The following is a 15,568-nucleotide window of genomic DNA, read 5'->3' as shown; positions in this document are numbered from 1 at the left end:
CGACATCTCCCTGTCGGGCCTCGACAAGGGCTCGGTCGGCTTCGACAACTTCGTCACGGTCTTCACGTTCGCCGAGTTCTGGCCGATCTTCTTCCGCACGATCCTCTGGGTCGTGTCGGTCGTGGTCACGGCCTTCTGCGTCGAAGGCGAGCCATCCTGCGGCGAGGTCGTAGGCCGGGTCGCCGGCTGTGACGTCGCCGAAGTCGATCAGAGCCGACAGCCGATCACCGTCGACGAGGATGTTCCCTGGGTGCAGGTCGCCGTGGATCCAGACGGACTCGGTCGCGGGGGCGGCGTCGAGCCCGGTCTGCCAGATGTCGGCGAGATTCTCGGCGATCGTCGCGGGAAGGTCTGCGAGGCGGGAGCGGATGCTGTCGTCCCGCACCGCCAGCGGCACCCCGCGGACCGGGTTCCGGGGTGCGTCTGCAGGTGCATCCCGGTGGAGGGTGAGCAGGACGGCAGCGAGTTGAGCGGCCCAGACGGTGTTGTCCCGACGGGGGCGACCGAGAGCCTGGCCGCCGGGCAACCACGGCACGATCGACCAGGGCCAGGGGAAGTGCGGGGTCGGCGAACCTGCGAACACCGGTAGGGGCGTGCGGACGTTCGCCGCGGCCAGGTGCATCGCGATCAAGGGGAGCGCACGCTGCTCGTGCCGGATCAGCGGCGCCGCCTGGAGTCGGCGGGGGATGCGCACCGCGAGATCCGCCCCGAGACGCCACGTGACGTTGTCCCATCCCTCGGCAGACCGCGTCAACGGAAGTGCCGCCAGCTCCGGTGCGACGGTGCGGACGAGTTCGCGGACGTCGCGCTCATCGAGTGCGACCTCCGCGCCGGGGGAGTCCGCCATGCTCAGAGATCGAGGGAGTCGCCGGGCTCCAGCACGAAGAACTCGCCGCCGCCCTGTTCCGTTGCCCACTGCAGCCGCTGCCTGTGCATGTTCTTCCCGATCACCGACAGCGTCATGTCATGGGTCCCGAAGGAGCGACGAGGGGCGACCGCGAGCACGAAGTCCATCGCCTCGCCGATCTTCAGCCAGGGAGCGCCGAGCGGTGCGGCGAGAGTGCCGACCGCGACGCCCTCGGGGGCCGCGTAGGAGTCGCCGGGGTAGTAGAGCTCGTCGTTCACGAGCACGCCCACGTTCTCGACGGTCGGGAGGGAGGAGTGGATGACTTCGTGGGTGCCCCCGAAGAATTGCAGGGTGAATCCGCCGACGTCGACGGTGTCGCCGGGAGAGACGGCGGTGATGTCGTATCCCTCTGCGGCGCGGGCCACGCCGGCGGGGGCGAAGATCGGCGTGCCGGGTGCCGCGCGCAGGAGTCTGTCGAAGTGGTCGGCCGTCCAGTGGTCCGGGTGCTCATGGGTGATCACGATCCCGACCAGATCGGCGAGGTCGTTCAGGGGTGTCGTGAACGACCCGGGGTCGATCAGAAGGGTCTTCTCGTTCGCATCGAGACGGAGGGCGGCATGTTCGAACTTGGTGACGCGCATGGAAAGAGTCAACTCCTTCCGCTCGCCCACGGCAAACGTATTCGGCGTCGGATTCGGTGCGCCACGCCCGGGATTCGGGAGAGGGTGGCGTCGATTTGGCGCAGTGAGAATCGCCGTGGCATACTTGAACGGTTGTCGCGGGACGGAAACGTTCCGCCAGACGGCCCCATCGTATAGCGGCCTAGTACGCTGCCCTCTCACGGCGGTAACGCGGGTTCGAATCCCGCTGGGGTCACAACATCGAAAACCCCCGCTCAGGCGGGGGTTTTCGCATATTCGGCAGTGGGCATCGAAATGGTGCTACGCGGCTTTTGGCAACAGATTGGCAACATCTGATCGCATCGCTGCTTGGTCGAGAGCCGTGGCAACACCGTCGAGGTCGTCATCGAACAGGTCGGCGTACACGTCGAGCGTCACCGCGGCGGAGGCGTGCCCGAGCATCCGCTGCACCGCTTTGACGTTTGCCCCCGCGCTCACGGCCAGCGACGCGGCCGTGTGCCGCAGCTCGTGCGGCGTGAGTCCTTTGAGGCCGATTGCGGTTGCGGCGGTGTCGAACCAGCCGACGCGGTAGACGTGGTTGCGGAGCCAGGTGCCGGTGCGGATGCCGTAGAACACGGGAGCGTCGGCGTCGCGTCCGGCGATCTGTGCGCGGAGCAGGCGGACGAGGAACGCGGGGATCGGGATGCTGCGCTGCTCGTAGTCCTTCGGCGGCTCGATGCGCTGGTATCCCTTGTCGGCGACGACGGTTTGTTCGACGGTTAGGCGCGGGTGTTTCGCGTCGAGGTCGAGGTCGCAGATTCGTAGCCCGGAGAGTTCGCCCCAGCGCAGGCCGCAGTATGCGAGGGTAAGTACGACAAGGCCGTACCCGTAGTCTCGACCGTCTTTCATGTCGTCAATGGCCTGGGCGAGGGCTGCGACCTGATCGTGCGAGAGATACCGCTTGCGCGTCTTCGTCGGCTTGGGGAGCTTGAGCCTGGCGGCGGGGTTCGACGGCAGGCGCTCGTCCTCGACCGCGAACCGTAGTGCTCCTGAGAGCACGTTGACGATCTTCCGCACTGTCGCGGGTGCACCTGGCAGGGCGGATGCCCATTCCTGTACTCGGAGCCGGGTGAGGTTGCCGATCGGGATGCTGCCGAGCTCGGGCGTGATGTGCTTGTCGATGATGTTCTCGACACGGCTGCGGGTGGTTGCCCGTAGATCGCCTCGGGCGGCGAGCCAGGTCTGGAGCCAGTCGGCGACGCTCACCTTCGCGAGCGAGGGATCGAGATAGCGACCTTGGGCGATGTTGACCTCGGTCGTTGCGAGGAACAGCTCAGCGGCCTTCTTCGTCGTGAAGCCGCGCTTCTGGGTCTGCTTCTTGTCGGGGCGGCGATAGAGGGCACGGTAACGACGGCCTTTCGCTGTCTCGTACGCCTCAATGCTTCCCATGACTCTGTCGCCTACTTCTCCAGCCCGGCGAGGCGCTGCACGTCGATGCGACGGTAGACGCGCTTGTGTCGGGTGAGTCGAACTGGCTCCACCGGAGCCTCGCCCGCGAGGGCGAGAGTGCGCAGCGTCGTGCGGTGGATGCCGAGCAGTGCGGCAGTTTCTTCCTCGGAGTAGAAGAGCGGGACCTGCGGGCGCTCGTCTGTGGGTGCGGCGTTCTGACCCATTTTGTCCTCCGATCTAGCTCATATCATAGCTGCGATGGCAGCTAGTATCTTAGATTAGACCACAACACGCCGATAACAGCAACTGTTTTAGTTGCTCGTGTTGCTCGCTAGAATCGGGACATGCCCACATCCTCCGGTCATCGCCCCGGCGACCAGTCCTATGACGGACTGCTCGTGCAGGACGATCTGCCTGACGGGTGGCATTTGCCCGACCGTTTTCCGGGGGAGCGCACCGAGGATGCGAGTGCGTTCCTTGATGAAGCGCTCGGCTATAACGATCAGGTCGTGACTGCCGAGGACCGGCAGGCGCAGCTCGACTCGGAGCAGAACGAGACGATCGACGGTCGTTGGCGTTACATCGAGCACGCGGCGACGGCGACTCGCGTGTTCATTCGGCTACAGCGTCAGCAGTTTGCCGTGCCGGAGGAAGTGAAGATCACGGGCGTCGTGTACCTTCCGTGGCGACCGGGCGACCCCATCTCCAGTCAAGACCTTCGTACCCTGCCGACTGCTCGGATTGAGGCTGCGATCAACGAGCGGCTGTTCGCAATGAAGCGGACGGTGACGATCACGGGCGGAAAGATTGTGCTGCCGTCTGGTCGGAAGGTCAGCGAGCGCGATCTACTCAAGCCGCTCGGGAACCCGAAGCAGACGCCGGACTTCTACGAACTCGTCGCGCTCCAATACGGCAAACTCGCGTCACAGGGCGATGAGGCTCCGGCGGTCACCATGGCGAAGATCAACGATGTTGCTCACGCGACCGCGCAGGGCTGGCTCGTTCGCACCCGCGCTCGCGGGCTTCTGCCTCCGGGTCGTCGGGGATAGCTCGCTGCGCGGGCTTGTTCAGAGGTCTTTGAGTCGCTGTCGCCAGTACCCAGGGCCGCGGCGCTCGTGCGCGTACGCGACAACGATGATCTCGTCGTCTCGAACGAAGTAGATGATGCCGTAGGGGAACACATCGGTGCCCTTGCGTCGAAGACAAGGGTTGCGCTGGCGGCCACGGTAGAGCGGCGCGGAATCCGGCCACTCCCTGATGAAGTCCACGCCGTTGTCGAGGTCATCGCCGAGACGGTCGCCGAGTCCTGCTTCCTGGTCGTCATACCAGGCGAGGGCGTCCAGATACTCTTCGCGAGCGGCCGGATGCTCGCGCCAGGGTAGCGCGCTCACTTGCGGCGAGCCGCCAGCATTGCTCGGGCCATGCGTCGGGTCTCTTCGCCGTCAACAAGTTCGACCTTGCCGGTCAGAATCTCGTCCACCCGAAGGTCGATCTCTTCATCCCATGCGGCATCGACTTCTGCCTGCTCGGTGTCGCTGATCTGCTGGAGCGCGAGCGCAGCAATCTCGCGCTCATCGGCGGAGAGGGTACGTCCCTCTGCGATGTAGTCTGCAAGCTTCGGCGTCATGCTCCAAGTCTACCGCTGAGGCCTGACGTTCGGGGGAAAGCTCGCTACAGCCTCGGCACGTCGTTGTGCGGGCCGGTGCGACGACGACTCTCGCTTAGCAGATCATGGGACGCGCGGAGCTTGCGCGCGCGGGCCTCTCGGGCGAGCCGTGCCCGTTCTGCGGCCTCTCGCTGGGCCGTGATCCGGGCAGCGGCGTCCTGCACAGACAAGGATCGCAAGGTGGTTGCCTCTTGTCGTGCGATCGGGGCGGCGCGGCCCGCGTTGGCGGCTTCTCGGTCGGGGTGGGTGAACTCGTAGCGCAGTGGATCGCGCCGTACCTGTTCGGCTCCGAAGATGTCGGCATGGAGCGCGCGGCGTTCGCTGTGGTGTCGCATGTCCATCTCCTCCCCGGCAGTACGGGCGGCTTCGGCGTGCTGCTCGGCTTCGATCACGCGAGGGTCGCGGGCGGCGAGCCGTTCCGCTGCGCGCGAGGCCCAGCCGGTGAGGTTGTCGGCGTCGCGGGGCGTGGTGCCCCAACGGTCTGCAACACGGGCACGGCTCTTTCCCGCTCGTGTGGTCGCGGCCTGGTGGTCTTTGCGTGCGGCGCGTCTCCCGAACCTTCCTGCTGTGTTGAGCTTTGTCTGTGCGGCTGCCTCTTGGTCAAGCGCGGCCAGGTGCTCGCGGCCTTCCTGCATTGCGACCACCGTGAGCGGTTCCCGCACCTCGGCACGCACTCGTGTTGCCGCCTCTGTCTCGGCCTGGATCACGGCGGTTTGCTCGTCCATCTCTGCCTGCTGGTGCTCGTGCTGCTGGTCGAGGCGCGCGCCGACGCGCTCCCACCACGCGGCGCGTCGCTCGGCCTTCTCCGCATCCTGGATGAGCTGCGCGACGCGCGTATTCACGAGCTTCACCGTGCCCTCGTCAACGAGACCTCGCACGGCCTCCACCGCGCGCTCTGTCGCGTCGGCGAGGCCACGGTCGGCGTTATCGCGTACCATCGCGTCGATGAACTGCGCCCGCGCCTCGGCACGGCTCTCCGCGATGACGTGCAGAGCGTTCTCGCTCCTGCCTCTCGTCATGCCGACATACACCGCCGCGCCATTGATGCCGTCGCTGAGGATCGTGTGCGATGCCGGGGCGGTCACCCCTTGCACGCCGTAGGCGGTCGCTGCATAGACCAGGTGCGCGTGCTCGCGGATGTATTCGGCGGGGAGGCGCCGCGTGTGCTCCCGCTTGCGCTCGTCGTGTGCGTCGCGCACCCAGACCGAGCCGTCCGGCTCGACGCGTTGCACCATCCACTGCTGCCGGTTAGCCACCCCCAGCGCAGTTTCGTTACGGCGAGTCTGGATCAGATCACCCGCACCGATACTCAGCCCATCCCTGCCCGTCGTCGTGGCGGCGTCATCGACCAGGCCGCGAGCGATCCGCTCCTCCCGGATGCGCTCATTCAACCTCGTAGCGTCCTCGTTGGATGCGACCGTAATCGTCTCCCCGTAGCGGGCATTCTGTGCGACGTGTTCTTGCAACTCGTCGCCGTCTGCGTGCAGGCGGATGAGGCCGTGCTGGTCGAGCTGGTCGAACACGTCACCGGGGTCGCGGCGGTCGCGCATACGGACGGTGAGGTCGGCGTAGTCGGGGTCGGTGAAGCGGTGCACTTCGGTCATGTCGAAGGTGCGACCGCGAATCTGTGCGGCCATGTCGAGGACGCCGCCGCGACCGACCGCGGCGAGTTGCGCACGGTCGCCCACGAGCGCGACCGTTGCACCCACTTCCGCTGCAACCGTGAACAGCGCGAGGGCTGCATCTTGGTCGAGCATTCCGGCCTCGTCGACGACGATCCGATCCCCGCGCCGAAACACTGCTCCGGGCGGCGGGCCGGTGAACGTCGCACCTGTGGCCGGATCAGTCGCGCCCGGCGTGAGTCGCGTCCATACGCCGTCCTCGTTCCACCGGTAGCCATGCGCGTGCACGAGAGCGGCAACTGATGTTGCTCGCACGCCGAGTTCCTGGTGTGCGACGTCAGCGGCGCGCTTGGTCGGCGCGACGACTCGCACGCGTCGGCCGTGATCGTTCGCGGCGGCTATTGCCGTGGCGAGCATCGTGGTCTTCCCTGCCCCGGCCGCGCCTTCCACGATCACGAGCGGGTCGGAGGATGCGACTGCTGCGGCCGCGTCGAGTTGGCCTGCGTCGAGCTGCTGCCCAAGTCGGTCTGCGACCTGCGACACGTCGTGATAGCGCTGCTTCTTCTCCGGCGTGCGGGCGGTGAGCAAGTCGCGCAGTTCGGTTTCGACCTGCACCACGCGCAAGCTCGTGAGATGCGCCACATGCTCCGGTGCGGGTGCGCCAGTCGGGAGGATCGAAAAGCAGTCCTCGAGTGCGAGCGTCGTTGAGAGTGCGACCAGCTCACGCAACTCTTCGGGAATAGCACGCACGCCGTGTTCGGTGATGATACGGGTGACGTGTTCCTGCACGTCGTGGTGCGTCCACGCCGACGATCCGGCGGCGCAGCGATCCAGCGCGCGCGATGCAATCTCCTGCACCGATAGTTCGTCTGATTGCGCCGGCGCGCTGACGAGTTTGCGGGTGAGGGTTTCCGGGTCGTAGCCGGCCTCTCGTAGCTCGGTCAGCCATTCAGCCTCTTCCCGCGTCGTCGTCGGCTTCTTCGCTGGCCGCTCGAACGCCCATGCCTTCGCCGTCAACCGCGACGACACCACGGGCCCCATCGTCTCGCCCGGATGCGCCGCCTCCCATTCGGCTTCGAGCCGTTCCAGGTTCTTCCGTACCTGTGCGCCGCGCTTGCTCATCAGCGCGTTGAACGACTCCAGCTCCGTTACCTCTCCCGTCACCGGGTCAAGGGTGAGGCCATGCTTGTCGAGCACCGCCGCAAGCTCAGGGCTGGCAGCGATCACGGCGGCCCCGAGCGCACGGAGGGTGCCCTGCTGCTTGAACATCGCCGCCGTATCCAATGCCCGCCATTTACCTGCCGCCCAAACCCTGGTGCCGACCTGCATATGGATGTGCCGGTGCGGGTCACCCGCACGGGAAGTGAGGTGCCTGATCCCAACGACCTGCATGTGCTCGATTGGTACAACCTCCTGCTTCCCGCGCGGCCCGACGCGCGTCACCGAGTGCTGAGCGAGCCACCGCTGAATCTCCGATAGCGCGTCCTGCTGCGCCGCGTCCAAGGCTTCGGAAACTTCGGAGTGGAGGGCGGCGGCGACGGACAGCGACTTCGGGGTATTGATGACCATCTCTGCGAACCGAGGCGAGCCTTGACGATCCGACCCCGCGAGCCGTGGCCTGCCCATTCGTTCGCCGGTGTCGGGGCTGATCCAGTCCACCCAGCCCGCGTAGTCATCAGAGCTGAGTGGTCGGCTGTTCGCCTCGCCGGATGCGTCGAGGACGGCGTAGGAGATGCCGGTGGCGTCGCCAAGGTAGTAGTCGTCTGCTCGGGAACGGTCGGCCTCGACATAGCGCATGGCATCGGCTCCGGTGCCCCGGAACAGAACCACTCCGCCATGCATCCCGACTCCTATCTAAGATGACTGCTGTCATCGTAGCATACGTTCATTCTTTGAGACAGTGGGAGGTGGCCGGGCTGAGGCCGGTGCGTCGGAGATGCTGGGTGCTCGTTCAATGACGAGACCTGACGAGCCCGAGCGTCGGACCTTCTCGCTAGACTGGGACGGTGATTGCGCGATCAGGTTGTGAGCGTGCCGACTAAGCGGGGAAGAGGACTATGCGAGCTGCAACGATGACACGGGCGGCGTCGCATTGACCCGGATTTTTGACAACATAGACCACCGACTCGGCGATCATCTACAGGCGACGCTCCAGGCTTTCGATCAGCTCGATGTCGCCGTCGGCTACTTCAATCTTCGTGGCTGGCGAATCTTCGACGAGATCGTCAAGGCTAAGCCGTTGCCGGGAAACCCGACGAGGGCGACCGTGCGCATCCTGCTCGGCATGATGGTCGGCGGCCCGGAGGCCGAGGTGCTCGACGAGCTGCAGGCGAGCGTTGACGGGCGCGAGCAGCAGGACGCCGACCGAGAGACAGCACACAGCCGCATGCACGAGCTCCTGGACCATCTCCGCACGCAGCTCATGCGCGGCGCTCCGACTCAGGCGGACCGAGAGACACTTGGCTCGTTGCGCGAGTTGATCAAACAGGGCCGGGTTGAGTTCAAGGTCTTCACTAGGCGTCCGCTGCACGGAAAGACTTACATTTTCTACCGGGATGACCTTAACAACCCGATCACCGGCTTCGTGGGGAGTTCGAACCTCACGCCTTCGGGGCTCGCGAACAACCTGGAGCTGAACGTCGATGTGCTTGACTCGTCCGGCGGCGGGAAGGACTTGGCGACCTGGTTCGAACACCGCTGGAATGATCCGCACAGTCACTTGATCGGAGGCCAGCTGCTCCATCTCCTTGATGAGTCGTGGGCAGCTGTCGAGCCGCGTTCACCTTACGAAGTCTTTCTCAAGGTCTGCTACGACCTGAGTCGAGACGTCCGCGAAGGGCTTGACGAGTACTCGGTGCCGAATGAGGTCAAGTCCGAGCTTCTGGAGTATCAATCGACAGCGATCCGGACACTTGCGCGGCGAATCATGTCCCGTGGCGGCACGATGCTCGGCGATGTCGTCGGTCTCGGCAAGACGATCACGGCCGTTGCCGTGGCGCTCATGCTCCGTGAGGAGCACGGCTACCTGCCCCTTGTGATATGCCCGAAGAACTTGGAGAAGATGTGGCGCGGCTACTTCGACTCCTATGGGCTGGAGGTAGGCGCCGTTGTGCCGTATAGCGTTGCGCACACACTGCTGCCGACACTCAGTCGCTATCGATTCGTCATTGTCGACGAATCGCACACGTTGCGGAACGACGAGCGTCGTGATTACAAGGCGGTCCAGGATTATCTTGATCGCGCCAATGCGAAGGCGCTGCTACTCACCGCCACGCCATACAACCGACGCTTCGAGGACGTCGCAAACCAGCTCGGGCTCTTCATCCAGCCAGATGACGACCTTGGCATTGCACCCATCAACGCCCTCGCTGCTGATCCGAAGCTCATCGACAAGGTTGACGGCAAGATCACGACGCTCCAGGCGTTCCGCAAGTCGGAGGAGGCAGATGATTGGAAGCGGCTGATGAGTGAGCACCTCATTCGACGGACTCGGTCATTTATCAAGAGTAACTACTCGGAGACTGATGAGCAGGGACGAAAGTATTTAACGTTTGCGAACGGCGAACGATTTACGTTCCCTGAGCGCGTCGCGATCCCCGTGGATCACTCGTTCGCAGAGGATGACCCAGCGGCCCTGATGGTGGACGACGTGACGCTCGATGCGCTTTTTGGCCTTATCCTGCCGCGCTACTCGCTGAGTGACTATGTCGACCGAACCAATGCAAAGTCTTGGACTACCAGGGAGAAGGAGGTAGTCGAGAACTTCGACCGGGCTCGATCAAACGCGGCAGCCTTCGTTCGGACGACACTGCTCAAACGACTCTCTTCCGGAGGGTATGCATTCACCCTGTCGCTGCGCCGTCACGCAGCGCGGAACGAGATGTTCCTCCACGCAATCGATAACAAGCTCGCCCTACCGACGGGCACTATTCAGGAGGCCAATCTCCTCGACGACGACGACCTTGTTGAGCACGATGTAGCCGATGCTGAGCGCCTGAACGATGCAGCAGCGCAGCGATATGACGCACTCGCTAACGACACCCCCGACTATGTCACCTGGGTGCGGCCGGATCTCTTTACACCGGGACTCCGTGCGGCACTCGCGGCGGATACTGATGCAATTCGTACGCTTCTAGCCTTGTATCGCGAATGGGACACATCCCGAGACTCGAAGCTCGTCGAGCTGATCAAACTCATCGAGGAGACGCACCCGGCTGACAAGATCCTTGTTTTCACGGAGTACAAGGACACTGCCAACTACCTCGCAAGCGCTCTCCGCGCCCACGGCATCGCGGAAGTCGATGCGGCTACCGGTGACGACGAAGACCCGACTCAACTCGCGATCCGGTTCTCACCGAAGTCCAATGCCTCGCTCATCCCCGATGGCGAGCCGATCGATGAGCTTCGCGTGCTGATCTCGACCGATGTCCTGAGCGAAGGCCAAAATCTCCAGGACGCACACATCGTTGTCAACTACGACTTGCCCTGGGCAATCGTCCGCCTGGTGCAACGAGCTGGCCGAGTCGATCGGGTCGGGCAGACCGCACCTGAGGTCTTGCTCTACTCGATCTTCCACGGAACGCTGAACAGCGTGCTGTCGCTACGCCAGCGTATTGCTGATCGACTCAAGCAAAACGCGCAGGCATTCGGGTCGGATGAGCGCTTCTTCGGTACTGACGACGAGGTGCGGGTCATCCAGGATCTCTACAACGGCCAGCTTGACGAGCCGGTCGAGGATGAGGATATTGACGCAGCGAGCCTGGCCTACCTTTACTGGCAGAACGCGCTCAAGCAGACCCCCGATATCGCGGCAAAGGTGGCACAGCTACCCGATCTCCTTGATGCCACTCGCGCACAGCGAGTCAGCGAGACTGAGGAAGGCGTCGCCTGCTACGTCCGCACGGAGGCTGGGGTCGATGGCTACGGCTGGGTTGGCCTCGACGGGCACACACGTCTGCTCACTGGTGTGGAGGCACTGCGGGTATTCGAGAGCACTCCGGCCGAGCCAGCCTTGGAACGCCTGCACTTCCATGACGATCTGGTTGCCGAGCTGGTACGTGGGGATCTGGCGACACCTGCGGCGATTGCAGGACGGCTGCGCGGAGTGCGGAAGACAGTGTGGAACCGCCTCGGCGCAGGTCTGCTCGATTTCGGCCCAGAGGTCGCTGCGGCACTTGACCTGCTGTACCAACACCCGCTCACGAATGAGGCTGACCGCCGCCTCAAGAACGCGATTCGAAACGGTGCGACTGATGACGAGCTGGCGGGCCGCCTCGCTGCCCTACATCGCGACGAACGCCTCGTGATTGAACAGCGTGGCAAGGACGCCATCCGAATCGTCACCACGATGGGAGTGAAGTAGTGCCGAATTCCCCATTGTTGGATCTGGTCGACCAGCGAAAATTCAAGGAGCTCTTCCGCGATCACTTGTACTGGTCGAACCCGGACCAGCCGTCACTGACCGTCAAAGTAGATGAAGTGACGTACACACTGGAGCAGGTTGCTGGCTTCAAGGGTCTACGTGTTTGGTACTGCGCAGTACTGCCGCCGAAGCGGGTTCAGCGTCTCATCGATGAGCAGGTCAGAACGAGCAGTACCGAGGAGCGACTCGTGATCTTCGCAGACGAGCACGAGCAGGCATGGCGCTGGCCTCGCCGGGCACAACTCGGCTCGGCTAACGCCAAGCTTGTCCTCCACGGGTACAAGGTCGGCTCGGATGACCGGCGGCTTGCCCGGCAGCTCAACGCCGTCAAGATTGGCTTCAACGAGCAGCTCACCATCGTTGACATGCTTGCGCGCATGCGGGTGGCTTTCGACCACGAGGCTGAAACAGCCTCGGCGCAGGCTGCACGAATGATGGGCGCTCTTTACGCAGAACTCGAACGATCGCGGTGGGACGAGCGGAACGCGACCTTGCTCCTTGCACGCCTACTGTTCCTCTGGTTCGCCGATGACACAGGTATGTGGCGGAAGACGATCCAAGGTGAGGCGCCCGCTCTCTTCCAGATGTTCGTTGAGAACCACACCTCAGCCGAGACGTTCGTCACAGACCTGGCGGCACTTTTCGAGGTGCTCGATACCGAGGAGGGCAAGCGTCCAAAGGGCACGCCACCGGAACTCGATGCTTTCCGATATGTGAACGGCGGCCTTTTCAACGAGCCGATGCAGATGGGGAGTCTCACCCTGGCATTCCGAGACCAAGTGCTAGAAGCGGGAGAGTTCGACTGGTCGATTATCTCCCCGGCCGTATTTGGCTCCATGTTCCAAACCGTCAAGGACAAGAAGGCTCGCCGTGCCGCCGGTGAGCACTACACAACCGAAGAGAGCATTCTCAAGACGATCGAGCCGCTGTTTCTTACAGAATTACGGTTGCGTCTGGAAAATGCGCGTGGTGATCAGGGGCAGCTCACCAAGCTACACAACGATCTCGGCCGACTGCGGATCATGGACCCAGCCTGCGGCTGCGGCAACTTTCTCATCGTTGCGTACCGCGAGCTACGCGCACTGGAGATGGATCTCCTACTCGCACGCCGTGAACTCGATCTGAAGAACAAAGACATTGCTCACGTCCAGCAATCCTTTGACATTACGTCTGAACTAAAAGTATCGCTCGACCATTTCTACGGCATCGAGATTGAGGAGTGGCCTGCACGGATCGCCGAGACTGCGATGCTCCTGGTCGACCACCAGGCGAACCTGCGGATGCAGGACGACTTTGGGATCGTCCCCGACAGGCTGCCGATCAAAGTTGCGCCCACCATTGTCCACGCCAACGCACTTCGGCATGACTGGGAATCCGTCGTGCCGCCGAACGACGATGTGATCATCGTTGGCAACCCTCCGTTCCTCGGCCAGTACACTAAGAATCCGGAGCAAACAGCCGATGTCAAGCGCATCTGGGGTGCGAACTACAACGGCTATCTGGACTACGTCACCTGCTGGTACGCGCTTGCGATCAAGTACTACGGCAAGCATTCCGGCCGATTCGCGTTCGTGTCCACCAACTCGATCTCACAGGGCGAAGCAACTGAGTTTCTCTGGCGACCGATCTTCGACACGGGTTGGCGATGCCGTTTCGCCCACAGATCATTCCAATGGACGACCGAGACCGCTGACGGTGCTGCCGTACATGTCTCTATCATTGGATTCGATAAGCGCACCGACAATGTGCCGAAGGCCACGCTTTGGACCTACCCTGAGGGTGGTGCCGGCATCGGGACGCCGCATGAAGTAGCGAACATTAACGCCTACCTGCTGCCTGCCCCGCGCGTTTTCGTCTCCAGCGTCAGTAAGCCGCTGAGTGCTTTGCTTCCGAAAGTTGACTACGGCAGTAAGCCGACCGACAACGGAAAACTCGTTCCGAAGTCGAACGACCTCGCAGCGGTCACTGAGATTCGGACCGATCCGATAGCGAGCCGCTATCTTCGGAGGTTTGTGAACGCCGACGAGTTGCTCTACGACAAAGAACGTTGGTGCTTATGGCTCGAGGGAGTAACGCCGCAGGTAATCGCAAGCAGCCCAGTGCTGTCCGCACGAGTGGCCGCCGTCCGTGAGTTCCGTCTCAAGAGCACCAAGGCAGCAACTGTCAAGAAGGCTGCCACAGCGCATCTATTCGATGAGCGCCGCCAGCCCTCCACAAGCTACCTTGCAATTCCGCGCCACGTCGGCGAGACAAGGGAGTTCTTTACATCTAAACGCATGCCCCCCGAGATCATCTGCGGTGACGCGAACTTCATGGTCGAAGACCCCGACGGCTTCGCCCTTGGCGTTCTCTCCTCGACGATGTTCATTCTCTGGATGCGCGCTATCGGTGGCCGCCTCAAGTCCGACCTGCGTTTCTCAAACACCTTCGTCTACAACTCCTTCCCGCTGCCGGTGCTGAGCGACCAGCGCCGGTCGGCGCTCGTGGCCGCCGCTGCGCAGCTCACGGCGGCTCGCGCCCAGTTCCCGGCCAAGTCACTCGCGGACCTGTACGAACTGGGGCGCATTCCCGAACCGGTCCTCGAGGCCCACACCGCGATCGACAAGGTGATTGACGCCGCCTTCGGCGTCGAGGACGGCGCTACCGTCGAGGCTCGCCAACGCCTCATGCTCCGCCGCTATGCCGCCCTCACCAAGCAGCTCGACGACGCCGCCCTTTTCGATCTTGACGGAGCATCCGATGACTAACCCAGCCCGGCGCGCCAGGGCTCGAGCACAAACATGAGTCGCCTTTCGATTACCGATCAGGCCATCCTTGAGTCGGTGTTGAGCATGGGCGGTGGCTACGTGCTGGACTTCACGAACTCGTCAATCGGCCAGTTCTTCGACGATCTCGCGATCAACATCTTCGACGACCGATACGCGGAGTACGGCACGTCGAAAGCTCAGCGACTCCGTGGGTTCTGGAAGCTCGCGGGTGACGAGGATGTCGCGAGAAGCCTGATGGCACTCGCGGACTACGCCGCGGCAAAGAAGCTCACCGGGATCTTCACTGAGATGACCGACGAGCAGGTGACTAAGGTTCGCGAGATCGCCACATCGATAAGCGGAGCCGGACCTACTCCAGTTCCAAGCTCACGCAGCGCAGTCATGACCGAAGCCACGGTCACTGCGAACCGGATCTCCATCGAGATCCATGAGGACATCTACGACCACATCCGGCAGTACCTCGTGAATGGCGACTACTTCCACGCAGTCGAGGAGTCGTACAAAGTCGTCCGGGAGCAGCTGCGCGAGCGAACCGGCGACGAGGCCGCAGGAGAAGTCTTCAACCAGGGCGCGCAGAGTCAGAAGCATTACGCGGCGCTCTTCGGCAAACCGAGCCCGGCCAGCCAGGCCGAAGGCGACTTTTTCCGCGGAGTCGGATACCTCCATCTCGGCATTCAGTTCCTCCGAAACGAGAAAGCGCACTCCCTGGCGACGTTCGTCGAGCCGAACCTCGCGATCCACTACATCTCGCTCGCTAGCCTCGCCTACGACCTGATTACGCGGAACGTGAATCCCGCTGTTGCCAGTGAGGTGGAGCAGATCATCAAGGACGCCCGCGGGTCGTACCGCTCGGTCAGCGCCTTTTATCGGGTCTTCGCCAACGGGAGGTGGATGAATGCGCTAACGTTGCCCCCCGCGCTCGGGTCCCGTTCAGTCAGAAGGTCACTGAAGCAGAAGTGGCTCGATGAAGCTGATCTGACTCATAGCTGGAACGCGAGTGAGGCCGTATTCCTGCGGCTTCAGCTCGTCGCAGAGGAGGTGACCGCCGAGGACATCGATCGCTTGCTCGATCTGCCGACCAAGGACTCCTATGGAAACGATCAACTCGCCGGGATGGAGCAGTTCCTCGACTACATGGTCGAGCGTGATCCCGACAGCCTCTCTGATCGAGCTA

11 protein-coding genes and 1 tRNA gene are annotated in these 15,568 nt (G+C 63.2%); 5 read left to right on the top strand and 7 right to left on the bottom strand.

Annotated features, from left to right (window positions below; all coding sequences use genetic code 11):
* The coding region (locus KZA10_RS00430) for an aminoglycoside phosphotransferase family protein (RefSeq protein WP_256934191.1) at window positions 1-847 on the bottom strand (847 nt) is incomplete at its 3' end.
* Between the two features lie 2 nt (window positions 848-849).
* On the bottom strand, window positions 850-1,488 hold the full coding sequence (locus KZA10_RS00425; protein WP_218681897.1) for an MBL fold metallo-hydrolase: 639 nt from the start codon (window positions 1,486-1,488) through the stop codon (window positions 850-852).
* A gap of 162 nt (window positions 1,489-1,650) precedes the next feature.
* Here KZA10_RS00425 and KZA10_RS00420 point away from each other — a divergent pair.
* A tRNA-Glu gene (locus tag KZA10_RS00420) sits at window positions 1,651-1,723 on the top strand.
* Window positions 1,724-1,788: 65 nt separating this feature from the next.
* Here KZA10_RS00420 and KZA10_RS00415 read toward each other — a convergent pair.
* The gene (locus tag KZA10_RS00415; RefSeq protein WP_218681896.1) at window positions 1,789-2,916 is read right to left on the bottom strand and encodes a site-specific integrase; all 1,128 of its coding nucleotides are present in this window, start codon (window positions 2,914-2,916) and stop codon (window positions 1,789-1,791) included.
* Between the two features lie 11 nt (window positions 2,917-2,927).
* On the bottom strand, window positions 2,928-3,140 hold the full coding sequence (locus KZA10_RS00410; RefSeq protein ID WP_218681895.1) for an AlpA family transcriptional regulator: 213 nt from the start codon (window positions 3,138-3,140) through the stop codon (window positions 2,928-2,930).
* A 174-nt stretch (window positions 3,141-3,314) separates the two neighbouring features.
* On the opposite strand from KZA10_RS00410, the gene KZA10_RS00405 reads away from it, so the two are divergent.
* Window positions 3,315-3,965: a hypothetical protein gene (locus tag KZA10_RS00405; RefSeq protein WP_218681894.1), complete on the top strand. Its 651-nt coding sequence runs from the start codon at window positions 3,315-3,317 to the stop codon at window positions 3,963-3,965.
* 18 nt (window positions 3,966-3,983) lie between these two features.
* On the opposite strand, the gene KZA10_RS00400 is transcribed toward KZA10_RS00405, so the two are convergent.
* From KZA10_RS00400 to mobF, 3 genes are read right to left on the bottom strand one after another with little or no spacing between them, the layout of a single operon-like run.
* Complete coding sequence (locus KZA10_RS00400; protein WP_218681893.1) at window positions 3,984-4,307, bottom strand: hypothetical protein; 324 nt, start codon at window positions 4,305-4,307, stop codon at window positions 3,984-3,986.
* A complete protein-coding gene (locus tag KZA10_RS00395) occupies window positions 4,304-4,543 on the bottom strand; it encodes an addiction module protein (protein ID WP_204963414.1) in 240 nt (79 codons plus the stop codon). Before KZA10_RS00395 ends, KZA10_RS00400 begins: the two co-directional genes overlap by 4 nt.
* Window positions 4,544-4,587: 44 nt before the next feature.
* Entirely contained in the window at window positions 4,588-8,046 is a 3,459-nt protein-coding gene (gene mobF / locus KZA10_RS00390; RefSeq protein WP_218681892.1) for a MobF family relaxase, read from the bottom strand.
* A gap of 250 nt (window positions 8,047-8,296) precedes the next feature.
* Here mobF and KZA10_RS00385 point away from each other — a divergent pair, with 250 nt between their 5' ends.
* From KZA10_RS00385 to KZA10_RS00375, 3 genes are all read left to right on the top strand, one after another.
* Entirely contained in the window at window positions 8,297-11,566 is a 3,270-nt protein-coding gene (locus tag KZA10_RS00385) for a helicase-related protein (RefSeq protein WP_256934190.1), read from the top strand.
* A gap of 17 nt (window positions 11,567-11,583) precedes the next feature.
* Window positions 11,584-14,373, top strand: a complete 2,790-nt coding sequence (locus tag KZA10_RS00380) for a DNA methyltransferase (protein ID WP_218681891.1) — start codon at window positions 11,584-11,586, stop codon at window positions 14,371-14,373.
* Between the two features lie 255 nt (window positions 14,374-14,628).
* Window positions 14,629-15,568, top strand: a 940-nt coding sequence (locus KZA10_RS00375) for a TIGR02391 family protein (protein ID WP_218681890.1), incomplete at its 3' end; no start/stop codon positions are given.

The organism is Microbacterium sp. BF1, from assembly GCF_019279095.1.
Lineage (GTDB): Bacteria > Actinomycetota > Actinomycetes > Actinomycetales > Microbacteriaceae > Microbacterium > Microbacterium maritypicum.
The sequence above is the reverse complement of the archived record's forward strand: the minus strand, read 5'-3'. Positions and strand labels throughout refer to the sequence as shown.